A 19287-nucleotide genomic window follows, 5' to 3' on the forward strand; every position below is an offset into this window, starting at 1 on the left:
GGGGCGCGCGAACGGGGAGGCGCTTCGAGACAACAGACCGACCGGGCGGTACGGTCTTGCCAACAAGAACCGGATTCGGTATTTCGAACACCGACAGGGAGTCGCCATGACCACTCGCTGGGGCATCACCATCCCGCTGGAGGGGGTCCCGCTCTCCGAGCAGCGGTCCATCATCGAGCAGATGCCCGACCTGGGCTACACCGACGCCTGGTCGGCCGAGGCCAACGGCACCGACGCCTTCACCCCCCTCGCCCTGGCGAGCGTGTGGGCTCCCCGACTACGCCTGGGCACCGCGATCGTGCCCGCGTACACGCGTGGTCCCGCCACCCTGGCGATGAGCGCCGCCACCTTGGCCGCGGCCGCGCCGGGCCGGTTCGCGCTGGGCATCGGCACCTCCTCCAACGTGATCGTGGAGCGGTGGAACTCCATCCCCTTCGAGGAGCCGTTCAAGAAGGTGCGCGACACTGTGCGGTTCCTGCGGACCGCGCTCACGGGGGAGAAGGTCAAGGCCGACTACGACACCTTCAGCGTCAAGGGCTTCACGCTCGGGGCGGTCCCCGAGCAGGCCCCGCCGCTGTTGGTGGCGGCCCTGCGCCCGGGCATGCTCAAGCTCGCCGGACGCGAGGGCGACGGCGCCATCATCAACTGGCTGTCGGCGGAGGACGTGGGCAAGGTGACCCCCTACGTACGGCAGTACGGCGAGGACAAGGAGGTCGTCGCGCGGATCTTCGCCATGCCCGACACCGACGCCGACACCGCACGTGAGATCGGCCGGTGGGCCATCTCCGCCTACCTCAACGTCCCCGTCTACCGGGCGTTCCACGAGTGGCTGGGCCGCGAGGAGCTGAACCCGATGTGGAAGGCATGGGACGAGGGCGACCGCAAGGGCGCGCTGGCCGCGATCCCGGACTCGGTGGTGGACGAGCTGATCGTGCACGGCCCCGCCGAGTACTGCCGCGAGCGCATCCGTGACTACATGTCCAACGGCGTGACCACCCCGGTGATCGCGCCGATGCCGCGGCCGGGGCAGGACCCGGCCGCCGTCGTGCGGGCACTCGCCCCGGAGGGCTGACGGGACCGCTCCCGCCGGGGCCCTCCCGGCGGGAACCGGGTTCTCCGTCGCTTCCTATCCGTCCTCCTCCACGGGGCCCAGCAAGCGGCGCGCCCGCAGCACCAGTTCCAGTTCGAAGCGCTCACGGGAGTCGTTCAGCCGGGCGCCGAACAGTTCCTCCAGCTGGCGCATCCGGTAACGCACCGTCTGCGGGTGGATGTGCAGCCGCTCCGCCGCCTCGCTGGCGTTCAACCCCGACTCCAGCCAGGCCAGCAGCGTGTCGGCCATCCGTTCCCGCTGCGGCGGGCGCAGCCGCTCCAGCGGGGCCAGCCGGGACCGCGCCATCTCCGCGACCAGGCCGGTGTCCTGCGCCAGCAGCAGCGCGGGCAGGTGGTCGTGCCACCGCACCACGCCCTCGCCCGACACCACGCCCGCCCGTACCAGCTCCACCAGGTCCCGGGCGCGCGCCAGCGACACCGGCGCCTGACCCAGCGGGACACTCGGCCCCAGTACCGCGCACGCACCGCGCAGCGAGCGCTCCAACGACCGCAGCCGTCCCGGGCCCTCAGGATCGGGTACCAGCGCGTACGGCTCCGCCCGGCCCGGAGCCACCAGCACGTCCGAGGGCAGCGCGGGCGCGGTGGAGCCCGCGCCCGTCGGCGCCAGTGCGTCCGCCGTCCCGTCCACCGCCGCACCAGCCGCCCCCCGGTACAGCAGGGCCACCGCCACCCGTTCGGGTAACCGCCACCGAGCCGCCCGTGCCAGCGCCGGTACCGACCGTGCCTCCTGCTCCGCGCCCGCCCCGGCCAGCAGCACCTCCAGCAGCCGCGCCCGGCGGCGGCGCAGCGCGTCCACACCAGCACCGCGCACCTGCGCGTGCCCCTCGCCCGCGGCGGTCGAGATCTCCTCCTGGAACGCGAAGATCGCCTCTCCCAGCACCGCCATGTGGTCGCGGGTGAGCGCGTCCGCGTCGGCCAGCCGTCGCCATGCCACGGCCGCCGCCGTGCGCATCCCCGCGTGAAGGCATTCCAGGGTGCGTCCGTGCCGGGCCTCACCGGCACCGAATTCCCGGAACTCGGCGGCCAGTGCGTCCACGTGCCCGGGGGAGCGGCCGCCGTCCTCCACCCGGTCCAGGAACGCGTGCACCCCCGTGCCGATCACTTGCCGCAGGCCCTCGACGTCGGCGGGCCCCAGGGGCGTGGCGTAGCCCTCCGCCCGGCGCCGGATGCCCTCCAGAGCCTCTTCCACCAGCGGCGGCACCAGCGGACGCAGCCGGATGCCCAGCTCCGGAGGGATCCGCGCGAACGGGTCCGTCCGACGGCTCTCCCGCAGCGAATACGTCATGTCACCTCCGGCGCGGACGCACGGCGAAGCCGCCCGTGGCACGCCCGCGCGTGCTCTGTGCGCCAGAAAGTCCGGTCGGACCCCCGGGGGGACGGGGACCGCGTTCCCATACCACCAGAGCCCGGCGGCGCGGACAACCCCGGCCTCGCCGCCGCCCGTCAACCGCCTCTCGGACACCGCTGGTCACGGGCCGGGCGGATACGGTAACAATGGTGCAGGCACGACGCCCTACCCCCACCCCCGAAAGGCGCTCCGATGAGACGGTCTCCGCTGTTCACACTGCCCTTGGCCCTGCTGCTGGCCGTCACGGCCTGCTCCGAGGGGGAGCCGTCCCCCGAGGGGGCCGCGGACCAGGGGGCCGACGCCGCGTCGGGCGGGGAGGCCGAAGCTGAGGCGGTGCGTGCCGCCGAGGGGTTCGTGGCCTCTCTCCAGGCAGCCGACGGTGAGGCGGGTTGCGCGCTGATGGACGAGGCCGCCCGGGGGGTGCTGGTGGACGCGCACGGGACCGACGACTGCGCGACGGCCTTCCCCCTCTACGCCGAGTCCCTCCAGGGCGGGGACGGCATCGGAACCGGCGAGGTCACCATGGGTGCCGACCTGGAGGGCGACACCTCCATCGCCACGGTCGCCCTGGTCTATCCCGGCGAGGACCACGGTCCCCTGGAGCTGCGCCGGGACTCCGACGACCAGTGGGTCGCCACCCGCCTGCCCGGCACCTCCCTGGGCGGCGCCTGACGGACGGGCCCGCGAAGGAGGCACCCCTAACCCGCGTCCGGGCACGCCTGCGCACAGGCGTCGACCTGCTGCTGGACGATCGGGGCGTACAGTCCCAGCAGTTCCTCGCGGGAGACCTCTCCGGTGGGGAACATGCCCAGGACACGGACGCCCTCGGCCAGGCCGAGCATCTGGCAGGAGATGGCGCTGGCGTAGCGGCGTTCGGGGGTGGTGTCCCCGATCAGGGCGGAGACTCCGTCCAGGAGCTTCCCGCGCGTCTCCTCGCGGGTGCGGTCGGGTTCGGGTGACTCGCGGACGTGGGCGGCGGCGATCAGCCAGCCGTCGGGGATACCGTGCTCCCGCCGGGTGAGGACCTTCTGCACCAGGGCGCGACCGATGCCGGAGCGGGGCAGGCCCAGTTCGGCGAGCGGGACCTCGTGCGGCCCCATCTCGTTGAAGAGCTCGGCCTTGCTGCGGTAGTGCTTGATGACCAGGGCGGGGGAGACCCCCGCGGCGGCGGCGATGTCGCGGATGGTCACCCCGTTGTAGCCGTGCTCGGAGAAGAGCTCTCGCGCCGCGGCGATGATGGTGCTGCGGCTGTCGGGTCTGGTCACGGTTCCGCCCCCACGGATTCCTTGGCGCGCCCGGGACCGGAGGCCGTGCCGATGGTCCCGTACTCCTCGTCGCCTCCGTACCCCCGGGTCGGGATGAACGCCCCCACCAGCACGCTGGCCAGGGCCACCGCCACGCCCAGCCAGTGGATCAGGACCATGGCCTCGCCGGCGGGGAACACCGTTCCCTCCACGCTCACGGTCAGGGAGGCGAAGATCAGCGCGACCACGGCACTGCCGCTGGAGGTACCCAGCGAGCGGACCAGGGTGTTGAGCCCGTTCGCCGAGGCGGTCTCGCTGCGGGGCACGGCCGCCATGACCAGTGTGGGCATGGCGGCGAAGGCGATGGCGGTGCCGACGCTGACGAACATGTTGCCCAGCATCACGTTCAGGACGGTGTCGGAGTTGAACACCCGCCACAGGTAGGTCAGGCCCATGACCGTCGCACCGATCAGCAGGGTCGGCTTCCCGCCCCACCGGTTGAGCATGCGGCTGGAGACCGGCGAGAAGCACAGCATCATCAGGCCGCCCGGCACCATCGCCAGCCCGGCGGTGACCACGGGCAGCGCCAGGCCGTACCCGGTGTCCGCGGGGACCTGGAGCTCCTGGGTGGTGACCAGGCCGTTCAGGAACATCGCGAACCCGGCGAAGTACGAGGACACGTTGGTCAGCAGCACCGGGCGCCGGAAGGCCGTGCGTAGGTTCACCATGGGCTCGCGGGTCCGCAGCTGGAGGGGGACCCAGACCACGAGTGCGACGGCGGAGAGCGCGGTCAGGCCGATGACCTGGCCGCTCGCCCAGCCCCATGACGACCCCTTGGACAGCGCGAGAAGGAAGCCGACGAGGACGACGGAGAGCACGATCGCGCCGACGATGTCGAAGCGCCCGGAGGAGCGCTGCGCGGACTCGTTGATCAGCAGGCGGATGGCGATGATGAGCACGGCCCCCACGATCGCGGTGGACCAGAAGAGGGAGGTCCAACCGAACGCGCCGTAGAGCACGCCGGACAGCGGTAGTCCCAGAGCGGAGCCGATACCGAGTGTGGCGCTCATCAGGGCGACGCCCCCGGAGAGCTTCTCCCTGGGCAGCTCGTCGCGCAGGATGCTGATCCCCACCGGGATCAGGGAGGCGCCGAACCCCTGCATGGCCCGACCGACGATCAGTGGTGGGAAGCCGCTGCCGAGTGCCGCGATGAGCGAACCCGCCGTCATGACGGAGAGGGAGACGAGCAGCATCCTGCGCTTGCCGTACATGTCGGCCATACGGGAGACGATCGGCGTGGCCACGGCACCGGTCAGCAGTGTGGCGGTGACCAGCCAGGATGCGTCGTCGGCGGACACGCCGAGGATCTGCGGCATCTCCGGCATCAGGGGGATGACGAGCGTCTGCTGTAGCGAGACGATCAGTCCGCACAGAGTGAGGATTCCCGTGGTGGCCCAGGCGGGCACGCGTGGGACGGACGGCATTCGACCTCCAGGTGTGGCGCGTTCCGGGGGACGCGCATGGGCGAGGTGTTCGGGAAGGGAGTGCGCGCACACGCTCTGACGCGCTCGTTCACGCTGTTCGGGCGGGGCGCACGAAGGGGGTGAACAGACGTTCACCCCCTTGGAGTAAACACTGTTACACCCGTGAGGGTCAAAGCCTCTGCCCGGATTGGGACCCTTGTCACCCGCGGACACCATCGCCGTGGCGCTGCCGGCGCTCCTCTTGTGCGGCCGGATCCGCCGAGCACCGGGACCCCGTCCCCGCTTGTGTCAACGGGGCCGCCCCTGGGTAGCGGCCGGTCCGTGAGCGTCGGTACCCCTGCCGGTGACGGTGCGTGGAAAGGGCTCGGATACGCGGGCCGCGTACCCGCCCGGGAGACGCCGTGCCGGTGAGCCACTCACGACGTGACCGACCCGGCGGGACAGGGCGTGGTATCGGTGTCGAAGGACGACGGACCCGAGGACGGCCGGAGCATCACCATCGGCTTTCTCGCGGACCCGGGGCTGCCGAGCAAGGTGGCGGAGCTGATGGCCGACGATTTGGCCGACGTGCTGTCCAAGAAGGTCGACAGCACGGTGCCGTGGCGGGTGGGCGTACGCTCCGAACCGCTCGTCCTCGACGAGAACGACGACGTACCCCTCAACACGATCGGCCGTGTCGTGATGGCGGAGGAGGGATGGGAGTACCTGGTCGCTCTGACGGACCTGCCCCGGCGCGTGGGGACCCGGCCGCTGCTCTTCAGCCTCAACAGGACGCACAGGACGGCGATGCTCTCCCTTCCCGCAACGGGCTGGGTACGGATGCGCTCCCACGTGGGGCAGGGGGTCGTGCACCTCGTCGAGCGGATGACCGACGAGGACCCGCGTAGAGGGGAGAGGAAGGCGTCTGCGCGCTCGGCGAACCGCATCACCGAACGCGTCTCCTCGGTCCGCGACGTCGGGCCCGAGTACGACATGGACGAGCACCTGGTGCTGGTCGGGCTGCGCGGACGTACACGCCTGCTGCTGGGCATGGTGCGCAGCAACCGGCCGTGGCGACTCGTGCCCAGCCTCTCCAGCGCGTTCGCCGCGGCCGCCGCGACGGGCTCCTTCGGCGTGTTCTACAACTCGATGTGGTCCATCGCCGACGCACTCAGCCCGTTGCGCCTGGCCCTGATCAGCGTGTTCGCGCTGGCGGCCATGACGGTCTGGCTCATCGTCTACAACGGGCTGTGGGAGAGCCCGGAGGCGATGCGGGCACGGGAGGAGGCGGTGCTGTACAACGTCTCCACCGTCTGCACCGTGGGGATCGGCGTGGCGTGCGTGTACCTCCTGCTGCTCGGGGTGACGCTCACGGAGGCCCTGGTGGTCATCGACAGCAGCGTCATGGAATCGTCGCTCGGCCACGCGGGACTGGACAGCTATGTCGCCATCGCCTGGCTGGCCAGCTCCCTGGGGACGGTGGCCGGGGCACTCGGCTCCAGTTTCGAGGACCAGGAGGCCGTCCGCGAGGCCGCCTACAGCGCACGGGAACGGGAGCGCCGTACCAGGTTCGACGGGAGTTCCGAGGAGGACGTCCTCCGGCGGGACGGCTCCGAGTGACGCCGTGACGGGTGGCGGAAGAGCGTGCCCGTCCCCGCTCAGCCACGGGGCCGGCGGCGCGGGGACGCGAGGCGGCTCGCCGAGGGGCGCCGTTCGCGGTGGACTCCCGGCTGCTGTTCCCGCCGCTGGTCTCCTCGGCGGCGGTCACCGCGGCCATGGCGCTGTCGGTGTCCAAACCGTGGGGCCGGATCCGCTGGAGGTACCCGTGGTCCAGGAACCGTGCCGCCGCGTCGCCAGGGGCCGGGTCCCGCGGCCTCCGGCCAGGCCGATGCCGTCTTACGGGCCGACTCCCCAGGGGCGGAAGGCGGCGATGAGGGCCAGGCCCGGTCGGGGCCGCGGGCCAGCCCCGGTCGGCGGGGCCCGACCGCTGGCGTGGGAGCGGTGCCCGCTCAGCTGGTACCCGCCGTCGCGCTGGTCTCGGCCACCTCGTGGGAGTGGTTGTTGCGTACCGCGTCGAGGTACTCGGACACCGCGTCCCTGTTACGGACCAGACACTCGATGCGGCGTGTCATACGATCGCGCTCCTGCTCCAGGGTGGCGATCATCTCCGGTGTGGCGTCGGAGAAGTGGATCGTCCGGGGCTTGTCGAGGCACGGAAGGATCTGTTTGATGATCCTGGTGGGAAGCCCCGCGTCGAGCAGGCCCCTGATCTGTGTCACCCGGTCCACGAAACGCTCGTCGTAGTTCCTGTAGCCGTTCGCGCAACGTTGGGAGGCGATCAGTCCCTGCTCCTCGTAGTAGCGAAGCAGGCGGCGCGAGGCGCCAGTGCGTTCTGACAATTCACCGATGCGCATGTGACCTGCCCCATTCGTGTTGCGATTGACCTTCACATAAATGTGAGGGTTTCAGTATGCGGCTATGCCGACTGAAAGCACACACTCACCCGAGAACGGCACCAAGGGCCAGAAGTTCCCCGTGGCCTCTCTTCTGGCGCTGGCCACGGCGGTCTTCATCACCGTTCTGACCGAGGCACTGCCCGCCGGACTGCTTCCCGCGATGAGCGCGGACGTGGGCGTCAGCGAGTCCGCGATGGGACAGGTGGTGACGATCTACGCGATCGGAACCGCTCTTACCGCCATTCCGCTCACCGCCGCCACCGCGGGGTGGCGGCGCAAGAGGCTGCTGGTGGTCACGATGGCGGGTTTCGCCCTGGCCAATACCGTCACAGCTTTCTCGACTGATTACATCCTGATCATGGGGGCTCGTTTCGTCGCGGGAGTGGCGGCCGGCCTGGCTTGGGCGATGCTCGTCGGATACGCGCGCCGCCTGGCTCCCGAGCATTTGCGGGGCAAGGCGATCGCGATCGTCATGGCGGGTATTCCGGTCGCGCTGTCCCTCGGCGTGCCCGTCGGGTCCTTCGTCGGCGATTTCGTGGGCTGGCGCATCACCTTCTCCGTCATGTCCCTGCTCGCGCTCGTCGTGATCGGTTGGATCACCCTGGTCGCTCCCGACTTCGCCGGGCGGAAGCCGGAGAACCGAACGTCGGTTCTGCGAGCCCTCACCATTCCTGGCGTGGTGCCGGTCCTCGTCGTCACCCTGGTCTACGTGCTGGCCCACACCATCCTCTACACCTACATCGCCACTTTCCTCGAGGGCGTCGGCATGGGCGAATTCGTCAGTGTCGTGCTCCTGCTCTTCGGCGGGGCCTCCCTCGTCAGCATCTTGGTCGTGGGCGTACACATCGACCGCGGGCTGCGCCTCCTGACCGTCACGAGCATCATCCTGATCGGTGTGGCCGCCATGGTCCTGACAGTGCTGGCGCAGAGCCCCGTGATGGTCTACGCGGCGGTGTTCCTGTGGGGGCTCGGCTGGGGCGGTGTCCCCACGCTGTTGCAGACCGCGGCGACCGACGCCGGAGGCGATCCGGCGCAGGCCATGCTCGTCACCCTCTGGAACGTGGCCATGGCGGGCGGCGGAGTCGTCGGCGGCATCCTCCTCGGCGTGCTCGGATTCAGCGCCTTTCCGTGGAGCGTCATCCTGCTCCTCGCGCCGGTACTGCTCGTCGTCCTGGTCGCACGGGCGCACGGGTTCCCCGCGAGGAGGGTGGAAACAGCCGTCTGAGCACCGAGGCGCGCCAACCGGCCAGGGCTCGACGGGCACCCTCGGTGACGTACCCGAGGGTGCCCGAAGCCGCCGCCGACCCGCTGCCCCCGTGGTGCGCGCGCTGTCGGCGGCCTGCCCCACCATCGTGGGCTTGCGCGCTCCCAGCGCCGCGAGCCGGAGCCTGAGCGGGCCCACCGCCTCACGGTCACCCGGCGCTCGGGCCGGACCCCGGCAAGCGGACCGAGGGCACGACCGTCCTGGTCTCGCTCGGCCAGCTCTTCACCTCCAACCCGGACCTGCCCGAACGGCGGCAGCGCGAACACGAAGCCGCAGACGCCCAGCACGGCCGTGATAGCCACGAGGACCCAGAGCAGCCGTCGCGGCGGGAGGAGGGATCCGCATGTGTAGGCCACGAAGAACGACGCCAGCCCCTGGAAGGCGACGTCGTCGGGCGGCAGCGCGTACATCCCGGCCTGGGCGGCAACCACGGCGGACAGGCACAGGAGAGGCGTGCGTCTGCGCACGCACAGCACCAGCGACTGCGCACACGCCAGGACGGCGACGGCGGCCGGGGCGGTCGGGGCGGTCGGCGCGAACGCCGCTCCCGCCGACACGGCCATGACCTGTATCGACATGAGCACGCCGATCGAGACCAGCGCGACGAGCACGCCCAGAACGAGGTCCCGGGAGAAGGGTCCGCGCAGCCCCAGACGGTTGAGCCCGGCGTCGAGCAGTGCCAGCGGCCGGGACACCGGTGTCCCGGGCAGATCATGGCCCCCTGGGGCCTCGATGTTCTCGGGGCGCGCCGTGCCTTCGGGCATCATGCGTCCACCTGGTCGTGTGTGGGGGGAGACGGGATGAGGGTAGCGCAGGCCCGACGACGACAGGCCGCCGACGAGTGCCGCTCAGGTCACCCGCCGGCGAATGCGCACTGTGGCACGTCCACAGAACGAGATACCGCCTACCACCCTTCCGAACACGGCGGCGCACGCGCCGGGAGGGACCATCGGCCCTTGGCGGCGGCCCCGGGCCCGACCGTGGCGCGAATCCCTCCGTCGACGGCGTAGTAGGCCGCCATGAAGCTGCTTTGAATCGACCGCGACGATGTGTGGCTTCCCCCGAGCATCCTCGCGTGCTCCTCCGCCGTCTTCCTCCCGGCGCCGCCGTCGGCCTCGCCCCCGGGAACGGGAAGGGACCGCCGGTTCCGGTGCGTCGTTGGCGGCCGACGCCGCGGTCGCTGCCTCCCACGGCCTGGTCGCGGATTATCCACGCCTGGCCGAGTTCCGCGCTGACCGGTGCCTATGAGCTGCTGATGTGCGGGTTCCGTACGGCGGCCAGGAGCGTACGCACTGCGTCCGCGACCGGTGTGCGGACGCCGGTGCCGACGTTCGGGGTGAAGACTTCGGCAGTTCAGGACCCCATCGTGTCGGATGCTTCGAAAGCCGCTGACCCTCAGGCCGTGCACGCCAGGGAGGCGTTGCCGAGCAGAGCGCAGTACTACAATCACCGCCAGTGCCACACCACGATCGCGAGTACCCCGCGAAGCGCGTTCTCCGCTGCTCAGCACAGAACACCTGAGATGTGGCCCCTCCCCACCCCTCGTTTGGAGCATGATTCCCATGACCTCTCCACCCCCCGTCGACACTTCCATCCCCCATTCCGCCCGAGTGTGGAACTACTGGCTAGGAGGCAAGGACAACTACCCGGCCGACAGGGCCCTGGGCGACCTCGTCCTCAAGGATTTCCCGGAGATGGCCGACGTGGCGCGCGCCCAGCGCACCTTCCTGTTGCGCGCGGTCACCCATCTGGCTGATGAGGCAGGCATCGACCAGTTCCTGGACCTGGGTACGGGGCTGCCCACCCACAACAACACCCACGAGATCGCGCAGGCCGTGGACCCGGCCGCGCGCGTGGTCTACGTGGACAACGACCCGTTGGTGCTCGCGCACGCCCGCGCCCTACTCGTCGGTACCGCGGAGGGTGCCACCGACTACGTCGACGCCGACGTGCACCGACCCGAGGCCGTGTTGGAGGCGGCCTCCCGGACGTTGGACCTGACCCGTCCGGTGGGCTTGACGATGCTGGGCGTCCTGGGTCATCAGACACACGAGACCGCGGTGGCCCTGGTGCGCTCGTACATGGAACGGCTGCCCTCGGGCAGTTTCCTCGCGATCGCCGACAGCACCGATACCAGCGAGGGGATGCGGCGGGCCGCGGAGGCGTGGAACGCCGACGCCGCCCTGCCGTACATCCTGCGCTCACCCGAGCAGATCAGCGAGTACTTCGCGGGACTGGACCTGATAGAGCCCGGAGTGGTGCCCGCTCTGGAATGGCGCAGTTCTCGGGTCGACGTCGGTGGTGGGTTGCCCGCGGCCGCTGACGAGTACTGCGGGATGGCGCGCAAACCCTGATCGATCCTGGATCTGGCTCTGTGTAAGCCGCCAGGTCCGCGCGTCCCACGGTGCGGGCCTGGCGAGCCGTCTTGGCCGCGGGTGTTCTCAGCGCAGGCGCTCGCTGCCTGGTACTACTGGGAGCAACCTCCCTCCTGGCCGCGGCAGCGGTGCACCTGGTAGTGCACTGTGGTGGGAACGGTGAAAGCGGGCTCACGGAGGGGTTCGCTCGGGGGCCTCCCGGACGGCTTCGGTCCGGGGGCGCCGGACACGCGAAGGGCCAGAGCCGAAGCTCTGGCCCGCGGTGATGCTGGTGGGCAAGACAGTGCTCCCCGCGCGAGCGGGGGCGAGTCGTACGGGTTCGACCCCGTCCCGCTGCTGGCCTAGATGTGCTGACCGGGGACGTTGGTTGAGAGCCGCGCCCGCGCTTTCCCTCTCCTCGGCGCCTCCGACGCAGCTGCGGGATCGGGACTTACGAGGCCGGCCGTTTACGTGCGCTGTGACCAGAGCTGGTCGGTTCAACACCACGTTCGGGCTGGTTGAGCTCGGCCCACACCGCATCGAGGGAGAGGCCGAGGACATCGGCGATCGCGGCGATGGTCGGGAAGGCGGGGGTCGCTACGCGGCCCGACTCTATCTTGCGGAGGGTCTCCGGTGAGACGCGTGCATCGAGCGCGGTCTCGAGCATCGAGCGCTCTCCCCTGGCGCGACGCAACAGGGCGCCGAGGCGCTGTCCGCGCTCGACCTCTGCGAGTGTGAGCGGCAATCTGACCATGGCTCCGATTCTAGTACCGGGATAGCATGGCCGGTATAGTTATTGGCCACATGAGGAAGGCGCCGCATGATCGAGATCCTGAGCCCCACCGAGCTGCCCCGGGCAAAGGAGGCAGGCGCCCTGGTCGCTGACATCTTGCAGACGCTGAGGAGCCGTAGCTCGGTCGGCGCGAGCCTCCTGGACATCGATCGGTGGGCCGAGACCATGATCGTCGAGGCTGGAGCGCTGTCCTGTTACGTCGACTACGAGCCGTCCTTCGGACGCGGGCCGTTCGGCCACTACATCTGCACGGCCGTCAACGACGCCGTGCTCCACGGAAAGCCGTACGACTACACGCTTGCCGACGGCGATCTGCTGACACTCGACCTCGCCGTCTCCAAAGGCGGAGTCGTCGCGGACTCTGCCATCAGCTTCATCGTGGGCGAATCGAAGCCCCCGGAGAGCGTCGCGATGATCAGCGCGACCGAACGCGCACTGTACGCAGGGATCGCCGCTGCCGGCCCCGGGGCCCGCCTCGGCGACATCTCCCATGCCATCGGCTCGGTCCTCAGCGGGGCGGGGTACCCGATCAACACCGAGTTCGGAGGCCATGGCGTCGGATCGACGATGCACCAGGACCCGCACGTTCCGAACACCGGACGACCCGGCCGTGGACCCAGACTGCGCCCTGGGCTGCTGCTGGCACTGGAGCCGTGGGTCATGGCGGACACCGCTGAACTCATCACTGATGCCGACGGGTGGACGCTCCGAAGTGCGACAGGTTGCCGGACAGCGCACAGTGAGCACACGATCGCTATCACCGACGACGGCGCCGAAATCCTCACCTTGCCGAAGCAGGTGCATTCGTGAGGTCGGAGCCACGCCTGCCCCTGTGCTCCCGGCGCTTCGCTGGGCGATCCCGGGGCCGGAGGAATCGCGCGTCGACGCCGGACAGGCCGAAGCGGACTCGCCCGTACCGCCCGCAAACCAAGGGCGAGGTCGAGCGCTTCCACCGCACCATGGCCGACGGGTGGGTCTTGCCGGCGCTTGGAACAAACCCTGAGCCAACGCGTCCTTAGCGGGACGACCCGTCTTGGCATGCTGGTGCGAGAACACTCCCCGCCGGGCTGTGCCTGGCGGACGGAGCGGCATGGCCTTCCGCGCCGCTCATTGCCGGGGCTGCGACTGGTGCCACGCTAGGAGCCCTGGTCCTGCTGGTGTGACCCCCGCCGCCACGGCAAGGACGGCGGCCACCGCCGTGGCGGCGAACCCGACGAGGGATACCTGTGCCGACACCCGAGCGACTACGCGCGTGGCCGGTGGATCCGGGTGGCCGTCGCCACAGCCACCCGGAGCCGCCCCCGCAACGACTCGTTGCGGGGGCAGGGAAGGTTACGGCGCCGTGACCGAAGGGCAGTGTGAAACCGTCAGCGGTACGGGTTACACGGGTGGATCCCAGCCAAGCGCGTCGGTGATGTTCTCCACCAATGGGATGGCGATGATGTTGACGTCCACAGGGAAGTCGTCGTCCTGGGCGTGGGCAGGTGCGGCGCCCGCGACCAGGACGGCGGCGGCCAACGCCAGGGACGAGGCGAGCTTGCGCATGAAGAACCTCCGGTGTGTGGGTCATGTCCTCAGAGGCCTCTATCCCGGTGACCTGCACCGATGCCCCTCGCGATAAAAGGTGACAGAGTATTTACTCTCTGTGTTCGCGAGAGTGCCCCAGCAGCGGGGCCATGGCCACCGCGAGGGCTTGCCCGTGCGTTGCGGGAAGCTGACCTGCACAGGAGTAAAACTGCGGTGGACCGCGGTCAGCGGCCGCAGCGACAGGGACTGCGCTCCTTGCCGGTACCCCGACTGCGCTGTCAGGTTTCGCTGAAGGTGCGCCGGTAGGCGCCGGGCGTGGTGCCGAGATGTGCCCGAAAACTGCGGCGCAGGTTGACCGCCGAGGCGAGTCCGACCCGGGAGGCGATGGCTTCGACCAGCAGGTCGGGCTGCTCCAGCAGTACCCGCGCCGCGTCGAGGCGCTGGCCGAGCAGCCACTGTCCCGGGCTGGGGCGCTCGGGAGGCGAGCTCACCCTGGAAACGGCCACGGTCTCGGCCCTCGCGGACTGGGTGGCGCGATTCACCTCCGCGCTGGAGGTCTCCGGACCCATCGCCGTGGCGGGTCACGACATCGGCGGCGGCGTCGCCCAGCATCTCCTCGTCCACGATTGGCTGGAGGTGCCCCGGCTGGCCCTGGTCAACTCGGTCACCTACGACTCCTGGCCGGTGCCCGGCGTGGCCCGGTTCCGGGACCCGCTGGTCGCCGCGGCGACCAGCGCCGGTGAATTTCTCGCCGACCGCCGGCGGATCGTGGCGATGGCGCTGGCCGGTGCCGCCACCGAGCAGCGGATCGCGGGCTATCTGGATCCGTGGACCGCTGCGCGGGTCCGCCGCTCCTGGACGGCCATGGCGGGCGCGGCCGACAGCCGCTACACCCGTGATTTCGTTCCCGCGCTGCGGCGGTCCGCGACGCCCAAGCTGCTGATCTGGGGCGAGGACGACGACTTCCAGAAGGTGGAGTACGCCGAGCGGTTCGCCTCGGAGGTCCTGCGGACCACGCTCGAACGCGTCCCCGAGGCGGGGCACATCCCCACGGAGAACGCGCCCGGCCAGATCGCCCGCGCGCTCGTCGACTTCCTCACGGCGTAGAGATCTGAGCGGATGGTGTGTGAGCGGCCCTCGTCGGTTTCGGGGCCGGTAGTTCTGGCGGAGAATCCAACGGGGAGGATCCGGCTGGCACTCTGGCCGCACTGGTAAGAGCGACTACCGGCGGCGAGACGCACCGCCTCACCGTGCTGGCACGGAAAAACCCCCGCGCGACCCCTGGTCGCGCGGGGGCTCCCGCATGTCGCCGGACCCTGCGGATCCCCCCGATGCCGGCGGCCCGGCGCGGGCCGTGCGCGCTCATCCCCCGTGGGCGCTCGGCCCCGCACCCGCGCCGTGTCATCCCGGGGCCGCACGGCCGTGTAGGCCGCCCCCCGTGGCCCGCGGGGCGCGCAGGTGCGCACCCGGCCCCTACCCGAGCTGCGGCAGGCAAACATGGCCTGCCTTGCGGATCGCCGTAGCTTCGGGAGAACCGGGCCTCGACGGCGAAGCGGCCCTGGTGGATCAGTCGGACAAGCGGTGGATCCGGCTCCCGCCGTTCCTGGACGCCCGCTACACGGACCTGATCGAGGAATGCGCGCACGACCACCTCTTCAGCGGATCCCGGGGCGGACCGCCGCGCCGGGGGAACCTCCGGGCGCGGTCCTGGCGTCAACATCCGGAACGGCCGGCCCGCCCGGTTCGTTCGGACGGGCCGGCCGGTATCCAGTCGGCTCCGGTACTGTCGGCCGGATCGGTTACAGGTTGACCTCACTGCCGCCGATGGTCACCACGAGGCGGCCGCTCGAGTCGAAGCTCCAGTCCAGGGACCCGGAGTACTGGGAGCAGCGGGAACCGTTGGAACCGTCCCAGAACTGGTTCGAGCCATCGGCGTCGCCCTTGTACCGGTCGGTCGAGCCGCTGTCGCACGAGGTGTTGTCGCGGAACACCGAGTCGCCACCGTCGAACTGGAAGTTGCGTTCCTCGTTGCCGATGCTCAGGTTGTTCGAGACCGTCATGGTGCCGGGGTTCGAGTTGTAGGTGAACCCGTGCTTGCCGTTCTCGAAGGCGATGCTGTGGTGGATGTTGTGGTCCACCTCGATGCCCGCACCGCCGAGCTTGAACCCGTTGCGATCGCCGTCCGAGTGCTGGGAGCCGTCTGAGAGCGAGCCGTTGCCGAACACCAGCGAGTGTTCGATGGTCACCTCGCCGATCGGGCCCGTGTCCGACTTGGTGTACAGGTCGTAGCCGTCGTCGATGTTGTTGTACGCCACGGTGTGGCGGAACACGTTCCCCTCCCCGACGGTGAGTTTCGGGGCGAACCCGTCGGCGTCCTCACCGTCGGAGTCGGCGTTGTCGTGCGAGACCGAGCTGACGATCAGGTTGTCCGAGGGCCACTCTTCCCTGGGAGCCCCGGCGGTGTACCGCGACAGCTGCAGCCCGGTGTCGCGGTTGTACCGGGTGGTCACCCCCTCGATGATGTTGTTGTCGCCGCCCAGCAGGATTCCGTTGTCGCCGGCGCGCTCGACGATGACGCCGTTGATGTGCCACCAGTCGCCGCCGATGGCGAGTCCCCTGTTGGACGAGTCCTCGCTCTGAGCCGAGAAGTTCAGCACGGGGGTCTCACCGGGGTAGGCGAACAGCTCGTTGCGGTCGCTCGACAGGCCGTCGTTCCCCGGCTCGATGTGAACCGTCTCGGAGAAGTCATAGGTACCGTCGCGCATGTAGATCGACCCGCCGGGCTCGATCCGGTCGATCGCCGAGGGGAGCGTCGTCGGGTCGGACTCGGTGCCGGAGGCGCTGTCGCTACCTCCCGGAGCCACGAAGAACTCGTCGCCCGAAGGCTGCGGGGTGTCACCTCCGCCGTCCGGAGGCGGGGTGTCGCCTCCGCCGTCCGGCGGCGAGCCGGCGTAGGTCTCGAACTCGGCGACGCGCGGCGTGCCGTCCGAGCTGGTGATCTCGAAGTTGATCTTTCGCAGCGTCGTCGGGTCGAAGGTGATGACACCGGCTCCGCTTCCGGTGGTCAGGACGGCGCCGGTGTCGTGGTCGACGACCTGCCAGGAGCCGATGTTGCCTTCGGCTCCGGCCGCCTCGCGGATGTTGATCGTGGACACCGTGGGGTCGGAGCCCCACTTGACCGAAATGCGGCCGGTCGAGCCGCTCGGCGACCAGTAGGTGCTCGTGTCGCCGTCGATGACGTTCCCGTAGCTGGTCCCGCTGGCCTTGCTGGAGCCGTCGGCGCCGGCCCCGATGCTGAGGTTGGTCCCGTCGGGGGGATCGGTCGGGTCCGGGTCGGTCGGGTCCGGGTCAGTCGGGTCCGGGTCGGTCGGGTCCGGGTCGGTCGGGTCCGGGTCGACCGGGTCCTCCGCTTCGCAGTTGCCGTCCGAGACCCGGTTGCCCTTGCCCGCGCCCGCGGTCTGCTCCAGTACCTCCAGCACGCAGCCGGCGTCGTCGAGCTCGTAGGAGTAGGGGATGCTCACCGACGTGTTGGACTGCGGGTCGGGTCCGGCGGGGTAGTTCTCGTCGCCCTCGCCGGACCAGGTCACGTTGTCGAAGATGTTGCCGCTGACCTCCCAGGAGCCCTTCTCGTTGGTGTAGAAGGTGCCCAGGACGTCCTTTGAGTCCTTGAAGTAGTTGTTCTCCACCTTCGCAGTGGCCCCGGCCCGGGAGTTGATGCCGGACTTGTGCAGCTCCGCATAGTGGTTGTTGTACATGTGCCCGGTGCCGCCGCGCAGCAGGGGTGCGCGCGAGTCGATGTTCTCGTACCGGTTGTGGTGGTACGTGACGTAGCCGTTCGAGCGGTCGCTCTCGCTGGACCCGACCAGGCCGCCACGACCGGAGTCGCGCAGGACGCTGTAGGAGAGGGTGACGTACTGGGTGTTGTTCTTCAGGTCGAAGAGGCCGTCGTAGCCCTCCGACTCCCCGCCCGACGCCTCCAGGGTGACGTGGTCGACCCAGACGTTGCGGACGTCCTTCTCCATCCCGATGGCGTCACCGCCGTTGGACGTGGGCGAGCCGGACTTCTTGACGTTCCGGACGGTCACGTTCTGGATGATGATGTTGTGGGACTCCCGGACGTGGATGCCCAGCTGGTCGAACACGGCTCCGCCGCCGGTGCCGACGATCGTGACGTTGCTGATCTTCTTGAGCTCGATCACGTCGTCGGCGGTGTCGCAACCGTCGCCGGACACCTTGGAGGTGTTGCCGTGGTCGATGGTTCCTTCCACCTCGATAATGATCGGAGTGCCGGTGCTGGGCCGATCGCACAGGGCCTCGTGGATCTGCGTTCCGGTCGTGGCCCGTACCGTCTGTCCGCCCGCGCCGCCGGTGGTCCCGCCGTTCTGAGTCGCGTAACCCGTAGCGCCATCGGTCTGCGCCGATGCCGGGGACATCGGCAGGGCCAGACCAGCCGCCACCACGGCCGTAGTGACCAGCGTCGACACGAGTCGACGCGTGATTGATCGTCTCACTGCTTACCCTTCGTAGTAGAGCATGAGCATTGACGTGCTTTACCTGAGAGTAGAGAAAGCGCTTTCCATGTCAAGGGGGGTTAGTGCAATCGTTTGCAAGGAAGTAGAGCATCCCAGATGACTCTCACGCCTGTGTCCTGCGGTTTCCTCGGCATGAGGCGTCGAATTCGGGATCGGGTACCTCAAAGCGTGCAACCGATTGGACTGTCTCATCGACGACGCAGCAGGCCGGACGCAGGCGCCCGGTCGCGGTCAAGGAAGCGTCGCGATGGGGCGGGAAGGCCTTCCCGGTCGCCGGTGGCCCGTGCCATACTCGACGTTCCACGACCCGGTCGACGTCGGCTGCACCGGTGCCGACACCGGTGCGCACGCGCCCTTCCGCCCCTATCCGACCCCCTCCTCGCCCCGGGCTGGGGCCATGCCCACCAGCTGCTCCATGATCAGTGGATAGCGGTCCACCTCGACGCCGCCATCCGGGAAGAGGTCTCCAGCCATCCCTGCCTGCCTGAATCCTTGGTCAGGCTCAACAGCTCCTCCCGCTTGCCGGTGCGGGCGGGACAGGTGCGCAGGCGTGAACGTACGGCAGCGGGAACGGCTCCTCGCCATGGCGCCGGTGCTGGGAGAGCACTGCCGTGGGGGCGGTGAAAGCGGGCTCACGGAGGGGCCCGCTCGGGGACTGGTCTCCCGAATGTCTTCCACAAGGGCCCCGGAAACACCCCAGGCCAGAGTCGAAGCTCTGGCCTGGGGTGATGCTGGTGGGCGATATAGGACTCGAACCTATGACCTCTACCGTGTCGAGGTAGCGCTCTAACCAACTGAGCTAATCGCCCGCGTAAAGCGATGTGAGGTGGAGACGGGATTTGAACCCGTGTAGACGGCTTTGCAGGCCGCTGCCTCGCCTCTCGGCCACTCCACCGAGTTACACGAGAAACGCCTGGGCGCTTCGCGTCTCCTCCGAGCGGACGACGGGATTCGAACCCGCGACCCCCACCTTGGCAAGGTGATGCTCTACCAGCTGAGCTACGTCCGCTTGCTGCTCAGCGTGAGGCCCGTGGGCTCCGCCGTGCTGCTGATAAGAACTCTAGCGGAAAGTTGGTATACGGCAAATCGGCGCAGGGAGGAACCGGTTCGCCCAGCCGGGGTCGGGCGGGGCGGGTGTCGGCACCTGTGTCGTGGCGGCCGGGTGGACAATGGGACACACCGGCGCGGCGAGGGGG

At 69.7% G+C, this 19287-nt stretch carries 14 protein-coding genes, 3 tRNA genes and 1 pseudogene; 7 read left to right on the forward strand and 11 right to left on the reverse strand.

All coding sequences use genetic code 11. The annotated features are described in order from the left end of the window. Positions 1-106: 106 nt before the first annotated feature. The gene (locus AC0T5L_RS17690) at positions 107-1072 is read left to right on the forward strand and encodes an LLM class F420-dependent oxidoreductase (protein WP_476166594.1); all 966 of its coding nucleotides are present in this window, start codon (positions 107-109) and stop codon (positions 1070-1072) included. Between the two features lie 54 nt (positions 1073-1126). Here AC0T5L_RS17690 and AC0T5L_RS17695 read toward each other — a convergent pair whose 3' ends face one another. Continuing rightward, positions 1127-2395, reverse strand: a complete 1269-nt coding sequence (locus AC0T5L_RS17695; protein ID WP_476166595.1) for a PucR family transcriptional regulator — start codon at positions 2393-2395, stop codon at positions 1127-1129. A gap of 255 nt (positions 2396-2650) precedes the next feature. Between AC0T5L_RS17695 and AC0T5L_RS17700 the strand changes: the two genes are divergently transcribed. Continuing rightward, positions 2651-3130, forward strand: a complete 480-nt coding sequence (locus tag AC0T5L_RS17700; protein ID WP_476166596.1) for a hypothetical protein — start codon at positions 2651-2653, stop codon at positions 3128-3130. Between the two features lie 26 nt (positions 3131-3156). Here AC0T5L_RS17700 and AC0T5L_RS17705 read toward each other — a convergent pair whose 3' ends face one another. Together AC0T5L_RS17705 and AC0T5L_RS17710 are read right to left on the reverse strand one after the other, a co-directional pair. Then, a complete protein-coding gene (locus AC0T5L_RS17705; RefSeq protein WP_476166597.1) occupies positions 3157-3723 on the reverse strand; it encodes a TetR/AcrR family transcriptional regulator in 567 nt (188 codons plus the stop codon). Then, a complete protein-coding gene (locus AC0T5L_RS17710; protein ID WP_476166598.1) occupies positions 3720-5186 on the reverse strand; it encodes an MFS transporter in 1467 nt (488 codons plus the stop codon). Before AC0T5L_RS17710 ends, AC0T5L_RS17705 begins: the two co-directional genes overlap by 4 nt. A gap of 423 nt (positions 5187-5609) precedes the next feature. Between AC0T5L_RS17710 and AC0T5L_RS17715 the strand changes: the two genes are divergently transcribed. Then, positions 5610-6785, forward strand: a complete 1176-nt coding sequence (locus AC0T5L_RS17715; RefSeq protein WP_476166599.1) for a hypothetical protein — start codon at positions 5610-5612, stop codon at positions 6783-6785. A gap of 389 nt (positions 6786-7174) precedes the next feature. On the opposite strand, the gene AC0T5L_RS17720 is transcribed toward AC0T5L_RS17715, so the two are convergent. Then, a complete protein-coding gene (locus tag AC0T5L_RS17720) occupies positions 7175-7579 on the reverse strand; it encodes a MerR family transcriptional regulator (protein WP_476166600.1) in 405 nt (134 codons plus the stop codon). Between the two features lie 64 nt (positions 7580-7643). Here AC0T5L_RS17720 and AC0T5L_RS17725 point away from each other — a divergent pair, with 64 nt between their 5' ends. Beyond that, entirely contained in the window at positions 7644-8846 is a 1203-nt protein-coding gene (locus tag AC0T5L_RS17725; protein WP_476166601.1) for an MFS transporter, read from the forward strand. Between the two features lie 1601 nt (positions 8847-10447). Next, on the forward strand, positions 10448-11239 hold the full coding sequence (locus AC0T5L_RS17730) for an SAM-dependent methyltransferase (RefSeq protein ID WP_476166602.1): 792 nt from the start codon (positions 10448-10450) through the stop codon (positions 11237-11239). A gap of 451 nt (positions 11240-11690) precedes the next feature. Here AC0T5L_RS17730 and AC0T5L_RS17735 read toward each other — a convergent pair whose 3' ends face one another. Then, positions 11691-11993, reverse strand: a complete 303-nt coding sequence (locus AC0T5L_RS17735; protein WP_476166603.1) for a helix-turn-helix domain-containing protein — start codon at positions 11991-11993, stop codon at positions 11691-11693. 66 nt (positions 11994-12059) lie between these two features. Between AC0T5L_RS17735 and map the strand changes: the two genes are divergently transcribed. Further along, on the forward strand, positions 12060-12842 hold the full coding sequence (gene map / locus AC0T5L_RS17740; RefSeq protein WP_476166604.1) for a type I methionyl aminopeptidase: 783 nt from the start codon (positions 12060-12062) through the stop codon (positions 12840-12842). A gap of 570 nt (positions 12843-13412) precedes the next feature. Here map and AC0T5L_RS17745 read toward each other — a convergent pair. Both AC0T5L_RS17745 and AC0T5L_RS17750 read right to left on the reverse strand, forming a co-directional pair. Beyond that, a complete protein-coding gene (locus AC0T5L_RS17745; RefSeq protein ID WP_476166605.1) occupies positions 13413-13577 on the reverse strand; it encodes a hypothetical protein in 165 nt (54 codons plus the stop codon). A 260-nt stretch (positions 13578-13837) separates the two neighbouring features. Further along, positions 13838-14026 (reverse strand): annotated as a pseudogene (locus AC0T5L_RS17750) (helix-turn-helix domain-containing protein); the annotation flags it as partial. Between AC0T5L_RS17750 and AC0T5L_RS17755 the strand changes: the two are divergent. Continuing rightward, positions 13944-14666, forward strand: coding sequence for an alpha/beta fold hydrolase (locus tag AC0T5L_RS17755; protein ID WP_476166606.1), 723 nt, complete (start codon positions 13944-13946; stop codon positions 14664-14666). The pseudogene AC0T5L_RS17750 and the gene AC0T5L_RS17755 overlap by 83 nt on opposite strands. Positions 14667-15358: 692 nt before the next feature. Here AC0T5L_RS17755 and AC0T5L_RS17760 read toward each other — a convergent pair. From AC0T5L_RS17760 to AC0T5L_RS17775, 4 genes are all read right to left on the reverse strand, one after another. Then, complete coding sequence (locus AC0T5L_RS17760; RefSeq protein ID WP_476166607.1) at positions 15359-18043, reverse strand: pectate lyase family protein; 2685 nt, start codon at positions 18041-18043, stop codon at positions 15359-15361. A 780-nt stretch (positions 18044-18823) separates the two neighbouring features. Further along, positions 18824-18900: transfer RNA gene (locus AC0T5L_RS17765), tRNA-Val, on the reverse strand. A gap of 15 nt (positions 18901-18915) precedes the next feature. Beyond that, positions 18916-18986: transfer RNA gene (locus AC0T5L_RS17770), tRNA-Cys, on the reverse strand. A gap of 41 nt (positions 18987-19027) precedes the next feature. Beyond that, a tRNA-Gly gene (locus AC0T5L_RS17775) sits at positions 19028-19100 on the reverse strand. Between the last annotated feature and the right edge of the window lie 187 nt (positions 19101-19287).

The organism is Nocardiopsis sp. TRM 82005 (genome assembly GCF_056312425.1).

Coding starts and splice junctions, on each gene's coding strand:
- AC0T5L_RS17725 (WP_476166601.1), top strand. CDS start 7,644: ATGCCGACTGAAAGCACACACTCACCCGAGAACGGCACCAAGGGCCAG.
- AC0T5L_RS17690 (WP_476166594.1), top strand. CDS start 107: ATGACCACTCGCTGGGGCATCACCATCCCGCTGGAGGGGGTCCCGCTC.
- AC0T5L_RS17730 (WP_476166602.1), top strand. CDS start 10,448: ATGACCTCTCCACCCCCCGTCGACACTTCCATCCCCCATTCCGCCCGA.
- AC0T5L_RS17735 (WP_476166603.1), bottom strand. CDS start 11,993: ATGGTCAGATTGCCGCTCACACTCGCAGAGGTCGAGCGCGGACAGCGC.
- AC0T5L_RS17720 (WP_476166600.1), bottom strand. CDS start 7,579: ATGCGCATCGGTGAATTGTCAGAACGCACTGGCGCCTCGCGCCGCCTG.
- AC0T5L_RS17700 (WP_476166596.1), top strand. CDS start 2,651: ATGAGACGGTCTCCGCTGTTCACACTGCCCTTGGCCCTGCTGCTGGCC.
- AC0T5L_RS17745 (WP_476166605.1), bottom strand. CDS start 13,577: ATGCGCAAGCTCGCCTCGTCCCTGGCGTTGGCCGCCGCCGTCCTGGTC.
- AC0T5L_RS17755 (WP_476166606.1), top strand. CDS start 13,944: ATGGCTTCGACCAGCAGGTCGGGCTGCTCCAGCAGTACCCGCGCCGCG.
- map (WP_476166604.1), top strand. CDS start 12,060: ATGATCGAGATCCTGAGCCCCACCGAGCTGCCCCGGGCAAAGGAGGCA.
- AC0T5L_RS17710 (WP_476166598.1), bottom strand. CDS start 5,186: ATGCCGTCCGTCCCACGCGTGCCCGCCTGGGCCACCACGGGAATCCTC.
- AC0T5L_RS17695 (WP_476166595.1), bottom strand. CDS start 2,395: ATGACGTATTCGCTGCGGGAGAGCCGTCGGACGGACCCGTTCGCGCGG.